This is a genomic window from Protofrankia sp. CiP1_Cm_nod2 (assembly GCF_920664355.1).
Lineage (GTDB): Bacteria > Actinomycetota > Actinomycetes > Frankiales > Frankiaceae > Protofrankia.
In genome coordinates, this window is sequence record NZ_CAKKTL010000116.1 from 1 (window position 1) to 14679 (window position 14679).

General features: G+C 68.8%; 15 protein-coding genes and 1 pseudogene. 9 read left to right on the plus strand and 7 right to left on the minus strand.

Translation table 11 applies throughout. The features are described from left to right. Window positions 1-158: 158 nt before the first annotated feature. From NBW84_RS14085 to NBW84_RS14095, 3 genes are all read right to left on the minus strand, one after another. Window positions 159-1826 carry an MFS transporter gene (locus NBW84_RS14085; RefSeq protein ID WP_250285188.1) on the minus strand — a complete coding sequence of 556 codons (1668 nt, stop codon included), beginning with the start codon at window positions 1824-1826 and terminating at the stop codon, window positions 159-161. A 30-nt stretch (window positions 1827-1856) separates the two neighbouring features. Continuing rightward, entirely contained in the window at window positions 1857-2720 is an 864-nt protein-coding gene (locus NBW84_RS14090) for a YihY/virulence factor BrkB family protein (protein WP_250285189.1), read from the minus strand. A 426-nt stretch (window positions 2721-3146) separates the two neighbouring features. Next, window positions 3147-4001 carry a glycosyltransferase gene (locus NBW84_RS14095; protein ID WP_250285190.1) on the minus strand — a complete coding sequence of 285 codons (855 nt, stop codon included), beginning with the start codon at window positions 3999-4001 and terminating at the stop codon, window positions 3147-3149. Window positions 4002-4073: 72 nt separating this feature from the next. Between NBW84_RS14095 and NBW84_RS14100 the strand changes: the two genes are divergently transcribed. The 7 genes from NBW84_RS14100 to NBW84_RS14130 all read left to right on the plus strand — a co-directional run bounded on the left by NBW84_RS14100 (window position 4074) and on the right by NBW84_RS14130 (window position 11901). Further along, the gene (locus tag NBW84_RS14100) at window positions 4074-5318 is read left to right on the plus strand and encodes a hypothetical protein (protein ID WP_250285191.1); all 1245 of its coding nucleotides are present in this window, start codon (window positions 4074-4076) and stop codon (window positions 5316-5318) included. Window positions 5319-5655: 337 nt separating this feature from the next. Continuing rightward, complete coding sequence (locus NBW84_RS14105; RefSeq protein ID WP_235433839.1) at window positions 5656-5853, plus strand: hypothetical protein; 198 nt, start codon at window positions 5656-5658, stop codon at window positions 5851-5853. Window positions 5854-6452: 599 nt separating this feature from the next. Next, window positions 6453-8264, plus strand: a complete 1812-nt coding sequence (locus NBW84_RS14110; protein ID WP_250285192.1) for an alpha/beta fold hydrolase — start codon at window positions 6453-6455, stop codon at window positions 8262-8264. Window positions 8265-8483: 219 nt separating this feature from the next. Then, window positions 8484-9398 (plus strand): substrate-binding domain-containing protein, encoded by a 915-nt coding sequence (locus NBW84_RS14115; RefSeq protein ID WP_250285199.1) that lies wholly within the window; start codon window positions 8484-8486, stop codon window positions 9396-9398. Window positions 9399-9676: 278 nt separating this feature from the next. Then, window positions 9677-10798 carry an MFS transporter gene (locus tag NBW84_RS14120; RefSeq protein ID WP_250285193.1) on the plus strand — a complete coding sequence of 374 codons (1122 nt, stop codon included), beginning with the start codon at window positions 9677-9679 and terminating at the stop codon, window positions 10796-10798. 480 nt (window positions 10799-11278) lie between these two features. Next, window positions 11279-11500, plus strand: coding sequence for a hypothetical protein (locus tag NBW84_RS14125; RefSeq protein ID WP_047221661.1), 222 nt, complete (start codon window positions 11279-11281; stop codon window positions 11498-11500). Then, complete coding sequence (locus NBW84_RS14130) at window positions 11497-11901, plus strand: type II toxin-antitoxin system VapC family toxin (RefSeq protein ID WP_047221660.1); 405 nt, start codon at window positions 11497-11499, stop codon at window positions 11899-11901. The genes NBW84_RS14125 and NBW84_RS14130 overlap by 4 nt, the downstream gene beginning before the upstream one ends. A gap of 167 nt (window positions 11902-12068) precedes the next feature. Here the strand turns inward: NBW84_RS14130 and NBW84_RS14135 are convergent, their stop codons facing one another. The 4 genes and pseudogenes from NBW84_RS14135 to NBW84_RS14150 all read right to left on the minus strand — a co-directional run. After that, window positions 12069-12290: a type II toxin-antitoxin system HicA family toxin gene (locus NBW84_RS14135; protein WP_250285194.1), complete on the minus strand. Its 222-nt coding sequence runs from the start codon at window positions 12288-12290 to the stop codon at window positions 12069-12071. Further along, window positions 12287-12565 (minus strand): type II toxin-antitoxin system HicB family antitoxin, encoded by a 279-nt coding sequence (locus tag NBW84_RS14140; RefSeq protein ID WP_250285195.1) that lies wholly within the window; start codon window positions 12563-12565, stop codon window positions 12287-12289. The genes NBW84_RS14135 and NBW84_RS14140 overlap by 4 nt, the downstream gene beginning before the upstream one ends. Before the next feature lie 93 nt (window positions 12566-12658). Further along, window positions 12659-12997, minus strand: coding sequence for an XRE family transcriptional regulator (locus NBW84_RS14145; protein ID WP_250285196.1), 339 nt, complete (start codon window positions 12995-12997; stop codon window positions 12659-12661). Beyond that, window positions 12994-13251 (minus strand): annotated as a pseudogene (locus tag NBW84_RS14150) (type II toxin-antitoxin system RelE/ParE family toxin); the annotation flags it as partial. The gene NBW84_RS14145 and the pseudogene NBW84_RS14150, both read right to left, overlap by 4 nt. A 685-nt stretch (window positions 13252-13936) precedes the next feature. Between NBW84_RS14150 and NBW84_RS14155 the strand changes: the two are divergent. Beyond that, window positions 13937-14248, plus strand: coding sequence for a type II toxin-antitoxin system RelE/ParE family toxin (locus tag NBW84_RS14155; RefSeq protein ID WP_250285197.1), 312 nt, complete (start codon window positions 13937-13939; stop codon window positions 14246-14248). A gap of 94 nt (window positions 14249-14342) precedes the next feature. Then, window positions 14343-14573 (plus strand): helix-turn-helix domain-containing protein, encoded by a 231-nt coding sequence (locus NBW84_RS14160; protein WP_200902314.1) that lies wholly within the window; start codon window positions 14343-14345, stop codon window positions 14571-14573. Window positions 14574-14679 lie beyond the last annotated feature (106 nt).

The following is a 14679-nucleotide window of genomic DNA, read 5'->3' on the forward strand; positions in this document are numbered from 1 at the left end:
CCGGCCAGGGCGAATCTCGTACAGGGCCCGTCCGACCTTCTCTCAGCCTGGCAACCAGCGACCTGACCGGGACGGACCGGTCGTCAGTCAGCGGGGCGGCTCCACGGCCCCGGCCGGCTACGGGGCCCAGAGCGTGTCGACGGGCAGGCGTCCTTTTCTCACGTTCCGGCCGGTGGTGGCGTCGGGGCCGGTTGTCGGGACGGGATGCGGCGGGTGAGGAACAGGGCAGCCAGGGCGATTACGGCGAGTAGCGACAGGGAGGCGCGCAGGCCGGCGATGCGGGCGTCCGCGTTGTCGGTGGTGATTGCCTCGGCGGTGTCCGGCGGAACGCCGGCCTCGTCGAGACGGGTCTTCAGGTCCTGGTCGGACAGGAAGGGTGCGCCTTCGGACAGCCGCACCTCGGCATGCGTGGCCAGGTCCGCCGGCACGGCGGGATCCTGCTGGACGCCGGTGAGGAACGACGTGGTCAGCGCGGAGACGAGCACCGCGCCGGCCGCCGCGGTGCCGATCGAGGCGCCCAGGTTCGTCACCGTGTTCTGCACCCCGCCGACCTCGCCGCTGCGCTCGTCGGCGACCGCGGACACGGTGACGCTGCCGAGCTGCGACGCGAGCGCGCCCACCCCGAGGCCCGCGAGCAGCATCGGCCACGTAACGATCTCCGGCCCAGCACCGACGTCGAGCGCGGCAATCATGATCGTTATACCGGCGAACAGGGCAAGGAAACCGCTCCGGACGACGCGCCGGGGCGAGGCCCGCGGGAAGGCCCGGGGGATGCCGACGGCGGCCACCAGCAGGGCGACGGACAACGGCAGCAGGCGGACGCCGGTCGCGACCGCCGAGAGCCCGAGTGCCACCGACAGGTACAGCGGCACCACGAAGAAGAGACCCGCCTGGAGCAGGTACTGGAAGAAGAACGAGGTGAGCCCGGCCCGCAGCGTCCGGTCACGCAGCAGCGCCGGGTCGAGCAGCGCGACGGCGTGCCGGGCGAGCCGGTGCTCCTGCCACCGGACGAAGAGCCACAGGATGGCCCCGCCGGCGAGGATCAGCCAGATCACGGGCGAGAGGCCCAGCCAGACGGGTGCGCCGGGCGCCGGCCGGACCAGCCCCCAGCTCCCCGACCGCAGGACGCCGTACACGACAAGAGCCAGGCCGGTCGCGGACAGCGCGGCGCCCACAAGATCGAGACGCCCGCCCGCCGCCGTCGTCGTCGTCGTCGCAGGCGTAGCCGCCATCCCCCGGGTCAGCCACAGGATGACGCCCACCACGAGGACCTCGCCGGCGAAAACCCAGCGCCAGGACAGATAGGTGGTGAACAGGCCGCCGACGAGCGGGCCCGCCGCGACCGCGATCGCGCCGGCGGCGGCGACCAGCCCGTAGGCGCGCGGCCGCTGCCCGGGCGGGAAGTTCGACGCGACGAGGGCGACGACCGCGGGCATGATCAGCGCAGCGCCGACCCCTTCGAGGAACGACCAGCCGAACATGAGGACGGCGAGGTTCCCGGCGACGGATGTCGTCAGCGACCCGCAGCCGTAGACGACACAGCCGAGGGTGAACACGCGCCGATGCCCGAGGATCTGCCCCAGCCTGCCTCCGGTGATCATGAATGCGGCCATCACCAGGGTGTAGAAGGTGATGGCGGTCTGGATTCCGGTCACCGTGGTACCGACGTCCGCGGCCACGGTGGCGATCGACACGTTCATGACCGAGCTGTCCAGGGTCATGAGGAACTGCGCCGCCGCCAGCGTGGGGAGAACGGCCCGGCCGGCCGCGACGGCCCCCGGCCCGGCCTCGGGGAGCCGGTTCCCGGCGGTCCGGCGGCGCGTCATCGTCCGCGCCCGCCCTGACGTCCGGTCATGTCAGGGCTCCCGGTTCCGGCCGCCGCGGCCGGTACCCCGTTTGGCACGCGTTCTGGCCGTGCGGTGGGTGGCCGGTTTCCGCGTCTCGTTGTGCCACATTCCGACGATCGCCCCTCCGGTGAGAACAACGCCAAAACCGATCAGCCAGGAAAGAATCGTGAAAACGACGCCGATGCTCCCGTAGTTCCGCTCGTTCGAGACGATGGACGCGGAAAAGGTCAGCCTGCTCACCACGCCCAGGCCGGTCAGGCCGACCGTCGTGAACGCAGCGGCCGGCCAGGCCTCGCGCCACCCGAGCCGGCCGAGAGTGAGCACTCTGACACCGGCCCAGACAAAGAACAACAGCCCCGCGGTGTTGAGCAGGCCGTAGCCGATCTGACCGGGAATGGTGCCGGTGAGCAGCGCCCCGGCGGCGGTGGTGCCGGCGAGAAAGACAATGAGCCCGCCGAGCCAGCCGACCTGGGCCGGGACGCCGCGAAGCCCGAGCGGCCGGAGCCCGAAAACCCTGACGTAGACGGACTGTACGGTCGTGGCCAGGCTCAGGCCGCCGAGAATCAGCCAGAGCGCGCCCAGTACCGACCAGCCGTTGCGGACCGTCCCGTCCTGTGGCGCGAAAAGCCGTTCGACGGCCTGCGCGGCCTCCTGATTCAGACCCATCCGCCTGATGATCACTTCTGCCGCGCCCCCGGAGCGCAGCGGTGACAACGCGGCCAGCGCGATGATGAACGGGAAGAACATCATCAGAATGAGCGCGGCGAGGTTCATCGCGCCGTTGATCAGATCACCCTGACGCAGCCTGGACGCCAGATCCTCCGCCGCGCCGCCCCGCAGCCGCGCCCGGACGCGCCGGACAGCCGTCGCCATCCGCCCGGACAGCCGCCGCACCCGGTCCGCGGCGGCACCGCCGGCGCCACGGACGCCGCTGGCTCCGCTGGCTCCGCCGGTACCGCCGGCACCGCCGGACGGCCGAGGGGCGCCTTCGGATGGCCGAGGGGTACGCCCCGCACCGCGCGCGCGTCGGCTCCTGGGCATGACCCCCTCCAGACCGCGCGTCCCCACCGCCGGCAGCCGCCGCGATCGTCCGCCAACCGACCAACCGACCGGCCGACCGGCCGACCAACCGGCCGGCCGGGCCGTGCACCTCAGCATCTCGGCACGTGGGCGTCCTCGCACCTCCGGCGCATCCGAAAGCAGCGGAAGGTGCTCCTCGCGGCAAAGGCACCCGATTCCCGGCACGGCACACGGGTGTCGCTGTCACGGTTTGGCCGCCGACCGCAAAATTCGTCGGTCTCAACCGGGTTGACCCGTCATGGACGAGGACGGGAGGCGGTGCGCGTGGCGCGGGCCGAAGCTGGCGGTGGACCCGGACGCCGGGGTGAAACCCTCAGCCCCAGTCCTCCCAGGGAGGTCCGGCCGCGAGCAGGGAGGCCCGCTGCCAAATAAGCAAATACTGAGACCCCCCCCCGAGAAGTCGCTGTTCCGGCGGGAACGCTGGGCGTCGTGGCGGCGGTAACGCAACGTCGGGACGTCGAGCAGAACGCCGGTGGCGAGCGCGGAGCCGGCGATCAGGGTCGCGGTGTCCTCGACGCCGCGCAGCGCGGCCCATCCCCCGACGGCGAGAAGCAGGTTCCGCCGCCACATCACCCCTGCCGGATGTACGGGTGGCAGCGTGCGGTCGGGCAGGGCGGACGCCCAGGCGACGGCGAGCGCTCCGCGTGCCAGCGGTCCGGCGGGCACGGCCAGCGGCATGGTGCGCAGGGTCCCGTCAGCGTGCAGGTCGCGGGCGTGGCCGACCGCGTAGCCGGCGTGGGCGTGGGTGGCGAGCGCGCCGCTGAGGGCGGCGAGCGCGCCGGGTTCGAGCTCGTCATCGGCGTCGAGGTTCTGCACCAGCGGCGCGGTGCACGAGCCGAGGGCGATGTTGCGGGTGACCGCGGGGCCTTCCTCGGTGCCGTGCGCGGCGATCCGGACCCGGCCGTCGTCCGCCGCTCCGCAGGCGGCCAGCGCGTCGAGAACCTCCCCGGGAGGCCCGTCGACCTGGACCCGCCACGTCCAGTGGGGATGGTGCTGGCGGTGCAGCGAGTCCCACGCCGCCGGCAGGTATCCGGCGTACTCGGCGTGTGCCGCGGTGACCACATCCACCCACATGTTCGCAATATGTATCAGTCCGAGCCGAATTCGTGTGATAGATATGCCGATGAGATCCAGCGGAGGGGGCACATGGACGTCGCATCGATCAACACGCGACTCGGTCGGGTGGCCTCGGCCGACTCCCGCGAGCTGGACCGGGTCTGCGAGGAGGTCGCCGCCGAACTGATCGACGCGGACGTCGAGCCCCCCTTCCGCGTCCCGTCGGCGGACTTCGCCACCGACCCCTGGCTGATCTGCGCCGACCGGTACTGGCGCCGCCGGCTGCTCCACCAGCCCACCGTCGAGGTCGCGGCCCGCTGCGCCCGCTGGCTACACGACCACACCGACCCGCCCGTCCGCCCGGACATCATCGAGAAGTGGTCGCTGGGCTACGCCTTCATCACCAAGGACACCGTCGAGTCCCGCCACGACCTCACCCTCGCCACCGGCCGGATCGTCGAGACCTTCCAGGGCTCCACCGACATCTGTTACTTCGCCACGCTTTACCACGCCGGCAAGCTGCGCGCGAACTTCTGGTTCGACGAACTCCACCAGTTCCTCGAGTCCTCCCTGCTCGCCGTCGCCGCCGGCCAGCACCGCGACGACCCGCTGTTCACGGGTCTACGCGCGTTCGCCGCCTTCGGCAGCCGCACCATCACCACCAGTCACGCGCTCGAGCTCCTCGACACCGCCTGGAGCGCGGCGCCCCGCTCCCGCGCCGTCGTCGACGTCTGCCTCAACGCCCTGTGGGCCGCCCCGCCGTTCCCCGGCCAGGGCGAACAGCTGCGCCGGCACGCCGCCGAGGCCGTCGCGGAGTACCCCGACGACCACCTCTTCCGGTTCCGCCTCGCCAGCGGACAACGCATGTGCGGCGACTACACCGACGCGCTGGCCACCATCGACACCGCGCTGCGGCTCCTGCCCGCGATCGGCGCCAGGATCAGCCACGAACTGCTCCAGGGACAGTACCTGCGGGAGCGGGCGACGATCCTGGAAGGGCTCGACCGCGCCGCCTGGACCAGCGACCAGCAGACCCGCTGGCTCGACCAGGACACCGCCAACCGGGACCTCCGCCGGACCCTCCAGACCTCCGCCATCCGCGCCGTCGAACTCGTCACCGTCTTCACCGCGGCCATCGCGTTCGCCGTCGGCTCACTCCAGATCACCCTCACCGGCACCCTGCCCCTGCGCGACCGCGCGTTCCTCCTCGTCCTCCTCGGCGCCGGCCTCCTGCTGTTCGCCCTCCTGACAGTCGCCGGCACCTGGATCATCACCGGCCGTCACCACCCCGGCCCCCGCACCACCCCACCCGACCCCGGCGGCACCCAGCGTTAGAAGCCGTCTGCCGCTTTCGCCAAATCGGGTCGGCGGACATCGAAGGATGTGAGTTTTAGTGCTGCTGGACAGCACTGGACTCACATCCTTCGGCCTCGGGGACCGCCAGCTTGGGCCGGAGCGCTCCGGCCCACCCGGCTCCGCCGTGACAGGGCCGCCCCGGAAACGCCGGAACGTCAGACCCGTCGCGGTCATGCCCGCGAAACGACCGTGACCATGTTCGCGGAACGACCGTGACCATGACTTCAAACCGACCGCGATCATGGTCGCGGAACGATCGTGATCATGGCGTTAAACTGACCATGACCATGCGTGTGGCCGACCGGAGGAGGGTGGGATGACAGCCGGGCTGCCGGCTGCTGGCCTTTTCCCGAGACATGCCACGGACATCGCGGAACTGGTCCCGCTCCGACGCCGGACCTTCGTCCCGGCGGCACAGGTGCTCGCGATGTTCGCGCACGAGGCGCCACTCGACTCCGACCGGTTCTTCGCCGACCTCGACGGTGTCGTCGATCAGGGGCTCCTGGGTGAGTGAGCGCCCCAAACACCACAGCCGGCGCCTTCAGCTCGCCGGAGGAAAAACCGCCGCGGAACGGGCATCCATTCGATCCATGAGCCTGGCTGGGGCCGGGTCCTGCGGCATGCTTCGCCGTGCGTGTGATCGTGACCTGGCGCCTTGCGCGCCACCTCTACCGTGTCGACCGCCTGTTGCGCCATCGCGGCAACCACCGACGCCTACGCTGCGTGATAGCGTCATCGCGCGGAAGGATGGCGGCGTCCTCGATACCGGCCGCCGGTACACGTTGGCCCCGAGGACCGGCAAGAACCTCGAAACGAAAGCCGGCTCCACGGACACCTCATCTGGGAACTGACTGGTTTGACCGCTTGTGCGCAAACCCTGAGCGGAGTCCGCTTATCCGAAGACATGAGCCTTCTCCTGCTTCAGGGATGACCCCTGGCCATGTGGCGCTCAGGGAGCGCCCGGCTCGTATCCGAGCGGTTTATGCGCTTCCGCGCGTCCTATCCGCTTTGCCGCGACGAAGAAAAAGACCATGAAAATGCCGGGATCCCCGGCGGACAGCACGTGCCGGCCGTCCCACATGCTCGGTCGGCGACAGTGAGAGGACGGGCTTCGTGAGCCACCCGCAGGAAGACGGCACGATCAACGCGGTCACCGCGGCACAGTTGAGCCGGATCGCCGAAAGCGGCATCTATACCTCGGCCACCTCTCTCGACCCGGCCGCCGTCAACGTCGCACAGGCGCTGATCGCCACGCTGAGCGGCACGGCCGAGAAGGCGCTGCTGACCCCCGACCTCCAGAAGCTGACGGAGCAGGTGCGGCAGGCGGCGAGCGTCGACTTTCCCCGGATCACCGCCACCGACGGAGCACGGCTGTCGGCGCACACGATCAGGCTCAGGACCTCGGAACCCCGACCCGTGGTGATCGTGCCCTCGGGCTGGACGCCCTTCGGCTGGGCCCTGTTCGAGTACGCGTACCTCCAGCTGGCGCTGCGCGGCTACCACGTGCTGGCCTACACCCCGCGTGGAATCGGCTTCACCGGCAGCCCGTTCACCTCCGAGGGCACGATCGATGTGGCCGGGCCCGCGGACTGGGCCGATGGCTCAACCGTCATCGACTACGCCCAGCAGTACTTCGACCCGAGCCGAATCGCCTTCCTGGGCGAATCGTACGGTTCGGGTATCAGCCAGCTGGTCGCGGCGCACGATCCGGCGGGGCGCGTGGACGCGGTCGTGGCCCTGAGCACCTGGGGCGACCTGGCCGCGAGTCTCTACCAGCACGACACCCGGCATCTGGCGGCGGTGACCGCCCTGATCAACTTCACCGGCGGCCCGGTCGAGCAGAAGTTCGACGCTGCCACCCAGCAGATCCTGGCGGATTTCCAGGCCGGCCAGAACCTCGACGACGTGGTGGCGTGGGGCACGGAGCGGGCACCGTCGTCGTATGTCGAGCAGACCAATGCCCGCGGCATTCCCACGTTTTTCTCCCACACCTGGCACGAGACGCTGTTCCCGGGCAACCAGGTCGTCGAGCACTTCGACCGGCTGACCGTGCCGAAGCGGCTGAACCTGTGGATCGGCGACCACGCCGCACCCGAGGGCGCCGGCCTGACCATCCCGTTCAGCGGGCCGAACCTGCCGGTCGACGAGGCATTCGCCTGGCTGGACCACTATGTGGGCGGGCTCGCCAACGACGTACCCGGCTGGTCCCCGGTCAACAGCCAGATCATGTTCACCTACCGGACCAGCACCGATCCGCAGACCGGGAAGGACATCATCACCGAACCGGCCACCCGCGAGCCCAGGGCGTCCTGGGACGATGTCACCACCTCCGCCGAGCGGTGGTACCTGACCGCCACCGAGCCGGGCAGCCGTGACGGCGGTCTGCGCACCGCTCCGGAAACGGGCTGGACGCGGGAGTTCACCGCCGGGCAGCTGACCGAGGCCACCGCGGTGGACGCCATCATCACGACCGGCCAGGCCGAGTGGAATGGCAACCCGAAGAGCTACAACACGGACAAGTTCGACCGCCAGAACCTCGCGGTCTGGGCCAGCGCTCCGATCACGGCAGACAGCCACGGCAACGCGGCCCGCCGGATCCGAGGCATCCCCGAGCTCGCACTGACCGTGCGCAGCTCGGCCCGGTCCACGACCCTGGTGGCCTACCTGTTCGACGTCAGCTCTGACAACACGGCCCGCATCATCACGCACGAGCCCTACACACTCACCGACCTGGCTCCCGGGCAGGACCGCTACATCATCTGGAGGCTGCAGGCCGCCGGCTACGACCTGGCCCCGGGCCACCGGCTGATACTGGCCGTCACCAGCAAGGACCCGCTCTACTCGGACGCGAGCGTCGACGGCAGCACCACGACGATCAGCTCGCCCGACGACAGTCCCGCATACCTGACGTTGCCCCTGGGCTGACCCAGCAGCACCGCGGGCCCCTACCTGGACGAGTCGCACAGACTGATCGACCGGCTGCCCGAATCGCAGCGGCTCGGTTGACGCCCGCTGTCATCGCGATCGCTGAAAGACTTGGAACAGATGCCATAGCAACCCTTGATCGACACTTTTCCGTCGTGCGCCGGTGCCGGCGCCTCGGACGGCTAAATGATCATATAGTTGGTAGCCATGGCCCTTTATATGCAGATTGCTGATGATTTAGCTCGTCGTGTGCGGTCCGGGGAGTTGGCGGCGGGTGAGGAGTTGCCCGGCGTGCGGGAGTACGCCCGGACTCTGGGAACGACGTCGTCGACGGTGGTGCGGGCCTACCGCTATCTGGCGGATGCCGGAGTGATCACCATGGCGGACCGGCGGCGGGCGCGGGTCGCCGGTGAGGGTGCGATCGCCGCGGCGCGCCTATTGGAGCCAGAGAGGGTGTTCCGGCTGGCGGGCAGCGATGACCCGGCGCTGGGTGTCCTGCTTGACCGGCTCGGCGCGGCGGTCGTGCCGGTAGGGGCGCGGGGGAGTTTCCAGGGGCTGCGAGCGGTCGCGCGTGGCGAGGCCGATGGCGCGGTGATCCACCTGCGCCATCGGGATGGCGTGTACAACGAGGCGTTCGCGCGGGCGGTGCTGGGTCGCGACAAGCCGCGTCTTCTGCATCTGTGGCGGCGTGAGCAGGGGCTGATCGTCCCGGCGGGCAACCCACGGGGCCTGGCGTCCGCCGCCCAGCTCGGTGGTCTGCGGGTGGCCAGGCGTGAGTTGGGCGCGGGTACTCGGCTGCTGCTCGAACAGCTTCTACTCACCGACGGGGTCGCGCCGCACGAGATTGCCGGGCCCGAACTGCATTCGCATATGGAGATCGCGTTTGCCGTTGCCACGGGTATCGCCGATGTCGGTCTGGGGGTGCGGGCCGGGCTGGCGGATCTGGGGCTCGACTTCGTCCCGCTGCTGTGGGAGCCCTACGAGATCGCTCTTGGCCATGGCGCGTTGGGGGCGGTCCGACCGCTGATCGCCACACTTCGGGATCCGCTGTTCCAGCGATCTGTCGCAGATCTGGATGGCTATGACCTTCAGCACACTGCCACCGTCCGGCCGCTGGTCTCGGCCAATCGCTGAGCCGGTAATCCTTGCGATTGCTGGTTCGCTCAGTAGTAGCACAGACCGAAACTAATGATCAGTATATAGGGGACCCGCCAGGAAAAACAGTCTGCATCTGCGGGACCGCGTGTTGTCTGATCCCACCTGTGAATACTGAGACCAGTACAGCGCCAGCCGAAACCCCTGCCGAGACATCTATCGCCTCGGGGCGGCGGCCGTGGCTGACACCAGGTGTCGGAGGGATTGGGACGGCGAGCTTCCTCGCCGATGTCGGGCATGAGGTGCCGACCTCGCTGATGGCGAGCTTTGTCACCACGACCCTGGGCGCGCCGGCCGCGGCACTGGGCGCGATCGAAGGAGTGTCGGAAGGGCTGGCCGGGGCGGGCAGGTTCGTCGGCGGCGCGCTGGCGGACGATCCCGGCCGGCGGCGCGCGGTCGCGGTCGGCGGCTACACCACCACGGCGGTGTTCTCCGCACTGATCGGGGCGACCACCTCCGTAGCCCAGGCGGGGATGTTGCGGGCTGGCGCCTGGGCGGCCCGCGGACTGCGGGTACCGGCCCGCAACGCGCTGCTCGCCGACGTGGTGCCCGCCGTCGCCTACGGCCGAGCCTACGGGTTTGAACGGACCATGGACAACCTCGGCGCGATCATCGGCCCCTTGCTGGCGCTCGGCCTGGTGTCGCTGGTCAGCGTGCGCACCGCCATGCTGATCTCGCTCGTTCCCGGTCTGCTGGCGGCGCTCGCGATCGTCTACGCGATCCGGCAGGCAAAGCTGCCACGGGCCACCGAGCGGCGCCGGTTGCGGTTCCAGATCCGGCCGGTGCTGCGCGGGCAGCTCGGCCGAGTGCTGGCGGGGTTCACCGCCTTCGAGGTCGGCAACGTGGCGGGCACCCTGCTGATCCTGCGCGCCACCGATCTCCTGGCCGCCGGCCACGGCACGGACGCGGCCACCCGGATCGGGATCGCGCTGTACATCGCCTACAACATCGCCGCAACGGCCGCGTCCTTTCCCGCGGGCGGGCTGTCCGACCGGATCGGCCGTCACGGCCCGCTCCTGGTCACCGCCGTCGGAGTAGCGACGTTCCTGGTCTCCTACCTGCTGTTCGCGGTCGCCGGACCGGTGATCTGGCTGCTCGGCGTGGCCTTCGTGCTCGCCGGAATCGGGATCGGCTGCGCGGAGACCGCCGAACACGCGGCCGTCGCGGCCCTCGCGCCCGACGAGATCCGAGGATCGGCGTTCGGGCTGCTCGCCACCGTCCAAGCGGTCGGGAACCTCGCCGCGAACGTCGTCGCCGGCCTCCTGTACACCCTCGCCTCGCCCACCCTCGCCTTCAGCTATCTCGCGGCCTGGATGGTGCTCACGCTCGCCCTTCTCCTGTCGGTGACAGTGGCGCCGAGCGCCAGAAAAACAGCCTGATGCCCGCCATACACGGCCCCTCACCTCGCCGGAACCACGCAAGCCCCTCCGAGCCCCACCCGGCTCCGCCGTGGCAGGGCCGCTCCGGAAACGCCGGGACGTCAGACCGGTCACGGCCATGCCCGCGGAACGACCGCGATCATGCTCGCGGAACGACCGTGACCATGGCTTCAAACTGACCGCGGGCATGTGTTTGGGCCGGCCGGAGGAGGGCGGGATGGCAGTCGGGCAGCCGAGTCCTGACCTCTTCCCGAGGCATGCCACGGACCTTGTGTCGGCGGCGCTTGGAGACATCCGGGTGGTCGTCGGCGGCGCGCGGTAGGTCGGCAGGTCGGCAGGAGCACGCTCGCCCAGATCGTTCTACCCACCAAGATCGCAAGATGGGATGAGACAGGAGATGCCCACCCTGACAGGGCCACAAGGTCGTACGCCAGTGGATCTGGCGAGTCGGCCGCTGCCCGCGGCCGTATCCTGTGATCTGTGAGCATCTTGCGGGACGAGCTGCATAGATTGATTGACCGGCTGCCTGAATCGCAGGTGGCGCCGATCCTGGCTCTCGTGCGCGAGAGCACCCCGACCGAGGACGGCGGCGACGAGTGGCCGCTGCCAGACTTCGTGGGCGCGCTGTCCAGCGGCAAGGGCGACCTCGCGGCCCGCTCCGGCGAGATCCTGCGTGCGGAGATGGGACGCGAACCCGAGTGATCATCTGGGACACCGGCCCACTCGTCGCCGCCATCGACGCCGACGACAAAGATCACGCCCGGTGCGTCGCGCTCATGCGACGTACGCCCCGCCCGTTACTCGTTCCCTACCCCGTGCTCACCGAGGTCTGTTACCTGCTGGAGCGGGAGAAGGGTACCCATGCCGAAGCCGCGTTCCTGCGCTCTATCGGTACCGGACAGATCACCCTGATCCCGCTGGCAAAGACGGACATCGATCGGATTGTTGAACTGATCGAGAAATACGCGGACTTCCCTCTCGGCTCGGTTGACGCCGCTGTCATCGCGATCGCTGAAAGACTTGGAACAGATGCCATAGCAACCCTTGATCGACGGCACTTCTCCGTCGTGCGCCCCAGAAGCCCCGTCACGCTCCTACCGTAGCCGCGAGCCCCTCCCCTTCTCAGCGAACGAACGCTACGACCTTCACCTGATCGGGATCGAGAGGAGGGACTACCGATGACAACGATGAGATGGGACGACGTCAAACGCCAGGCCAAGCAGGCACGTGTCGCCGCCGGCCACCCGGTACCGCCTGCGCTGGGTGCCTGCTACAGGAGTGCGTCGAGTTCGTCAGGACGCAGTCCCGCCTGGCGGAGAACCGCTGCGAGCGTGCCACGCTTGATTGTGCTGTGGAGCGGCACGGTCACCCCGCGCCCGTTGTCCAGGTTGCGCATCACAACGTGGCTTCCCCTGCTCCGGACCTGCGTGAACCCGGCGTGCTCGAGCGCCTTGACCAGTCGCGCGCCGGACAGGACAGGAAGGCCGCTCAAGCCACACGCACCTGCACCGCGGTGGTCAGAGGGTGGACGTCAAGTGCGGCTCGATCCGCTGGCGTCGCGTCTTCGAGGTAGAGCTCGGCGGCTTCGCGAATGTTCGCCAGTGCCTCCTCCACGGTGTCGCCCTGGCTGATCACGCCCGGCAGCTCCACAATCTGGACGACATACCCACCGTCCAGGTCTGGCGTCAGTACCGCTGTGAGCAGTCTCGTCTCAGCCACGCAACGAGCGTACAGCGCCACGTGACGTCGATCCGCCAGAACGATCATTCCGGCAGAGCTCCCTGTCCGCCGCTGTCTACCGGTCCAGGTCCGGGCTGGCTTTCCTGCCGCTGTGTTCGGTGGCGGTTGACGGAGCTGATGTCAGGCGACGATGTAGCTCGAGTCGCCGAACTCGGCGGTGAGCTTCAACCGTCCGCCGAGAGCCTCGACGTAGGCGCGCAGGACCGACACCGACACCACATCCAGCTTTCCGCGTTCCACATCGGAGATGCGGGGACCGGATACGCTCATGGTTTCAGCGACCTCGCGTTGGGTCAGGGCGCGGCTGCGTCGGACCTCGGCCAGCCGGTAGGCGTGGATCTCGTCGTCGAGACGGCGCTGCCCGGCCTCACGGTCGGCGTCGGTCCGTACCGGGTGGCCGGCGGCGACACGTGCCTGCTCAGCCTGGTGTTTGACGTCGTCCCATCTCATCGTTGTCATCGGTAGTCCCTCCTCTCGATCTCGGTCAGATGAAGGTCGTAGCGTTCGTCCGCCGCGGGTATCGCGGTCTCATACCAGTGCTGCCAGTTGCCGGACTTGTCTCCGGCCACCAGCAGCACCGCACGGCGGACCGGGTCGAAGGCGAACAGGATTCGGATCTCGCTCGTGCCTGCCGAGCCAGGCCGTAGCTCTTTCATGTTGTGACGACGTGAGCCCTTGATCCGGTCGACCAGGGGCCGGCCGAGGGTCGGGCCTGCCCGTGGTACCTGTCATGCCGGTGCGACGTAGTGTCTCTCCGTCATCGGCAGTGACCTGCCGGGCGTAGGCGTCGAACTCCTCGATCGACGCGAACGACCGCAAGCGTCCCGCTGCCTCCACGAGCACTGTGTCGAGCCAGGCAGGTGGATCAACAAGTTCGACATCACGGAGCGCCGCCGGCAGCTCGGACTCGTCCATGTAGCCCTCCCCGCTGGATGACACAGGCCGCCTCACCCGGCACACGGTGCGCCCCTGGCAGGAATTCGCACCCACGTTGCGCGCCCTCGTGAGATACCGCGTGGATGATAGTCGCGCAGAGCGCGAAACCTGGGGTCCGGGGGTCGTCCCCCGGGTAGACATCACGTCCCTCGGCGAAGCCGATCAAAGATCGGCGAGCATGGCAAGCCGGCGGGTGCGCCGCCAGGGACTTGAACCCCGAACCCGCAGATTAAGAGGAAAGAGCGGTTCGTCCATCGATATCCGTAGATGTCCGTGGTGTCGGCGTGGCCTGCGCTCGCCGTCCACCGGTGTTCGTGCTCGTCCGTCGACGTGCGCCGGCTCGGGTACACGACCGGGTACATGACGTCGCCAACCTCATAGGCCTTGCCCTATACAGGCAAGAGCCTATAGTTAGGAGGTGCGCTGGATGTCCGGCTACTCGACGAGGTCGAGACGTGGCTGTTGAGCCTCGACGACAGTAGCTACGACCTGGTCGCCGCCGCGATCGACAAGCTCGCAGACGACGGCCCGGCTTTAGGCCGGCCTCTGGTCGACCTCATCAAGAGATCCCGACACCACAACATGAAAGAGCTACGCCCGGGATCATCCGGCTCGGGAGAGGTACGCATCCTGTTCGTGTTCGATCCACAACGACGGGCAGTACTGCTCGTCGGCGGTGACAAGTCCGGTGACTGGAGTGGCTGGTACACCCGAAATATCAAGATCGCCGATGATCGGTACGACGAGTGGTTGCGTAGTGAACATGGAAGCTGATCGGGAGGAGGCACACACGATGACAAGTACATGGAACCAGACACGAGCCAAGCGGCCTCCTAGGGAAGACAGAGTCGCGGAGCATCGTGCTCGTATGGACGCCGAGGTGCGCGCCTTCAGACTCCGAGAGATCCGCGAGGAGCAGGGCCTGACTCAAGTGGAGCTGGCCGAGCGCATGCACGTCAAGCAGCCGTCGGTCTCCGAGCTTGAACGCGGTGCGCTCGACCGCGCAGGACTGTCCACGATCAGGGCCTACGTGGAAGCTCTTGGCGGAAAGATCGAGATCGTCGCCGACTTCGGTGATCGCAGAGTCGTCCTCGGCTAGGGATGTGCCCAACGACTCGATGGATCCGCATCATCGCTGCCGGCCAGCAGGCTCGCGCAGCTACCCGAAGCAGATCAGCGGTTCCTCTCCAGATGACGGAATCGCT

Bases quoted from the DNA above. Each gene is read 5' to 3' on its own strand.
- NBW84_RS14085 (WP_250285188.1), bottom strand. From the start codon at position 1,826: ATGACGCGCCGCCGGACCGCCGGGAACCGGCTCCCCGAGGCCGGGCCG.
- NBW84_RS14090 (WP_250285189.1), bottom strand. From the start codon at position 2,720: ATGGCGACGGCTGTCCGGCGCGTCCGGGCGCGGCTGCGGGGCGGCGCG.
- NBW84_RS14095 (WP_250285190.1), bottom strand. From the start codon at position 4,001: ATGTGGGTGGATGTGGTCACCGCGGCACACGCCGAGTACGCCGGATAC.
- NBW84_RS14100 (WP_250285191.1), top strand. From the start codon at position 4,074: ATGGACGTCGCATCGATCAACACGCGACTCGGTCGGGTGGCCTCGGCC.
- NBW84_RS14105 (WP_235433839.1), top strand. From the start codon at position 5,656: ATGACAGCCGGGCTGCCGGCTGCTGGCCTTTTCCCGAGACATGCCACG.
- NBW84_RS14115 (WP_250285199.1), top strand. From the start codon at position 8,484: ATGCAGATTGCTGATGATTTAGCTCGTCGTGTGCGGTCCGGGGAGTTG.
- NBW84_RS14120 (WP_250285193.1), top strand. From the start codon at position 9,677: ATGGCGAGCTTTGTCACCACGACCCTGGGCGCGCCGGCCGCGGCACTG.
- NBW84_RS14140 (WP_250285195.1), bottom strand. From the start codon at position 12,565: ATGATCGTTCTGGCGGATCGACGTCACGTGGCGCTGTACGCTCGTTGC.
- NBW84_RS14145 (WP_250285196.1), bottom strand. From the start codon at position 12,997: ATGACAACGATGAGATGGGACGACGTCAAACACCAGGCTGAGCAGGCA.
- NBW84_RS14160 (WP_200902314.1), top strand. From the start codon at position 14,343: ATGGACGCCGAGGTGCGCGCCTTCAGACTCCGAGAGATCCGCGAGGAG.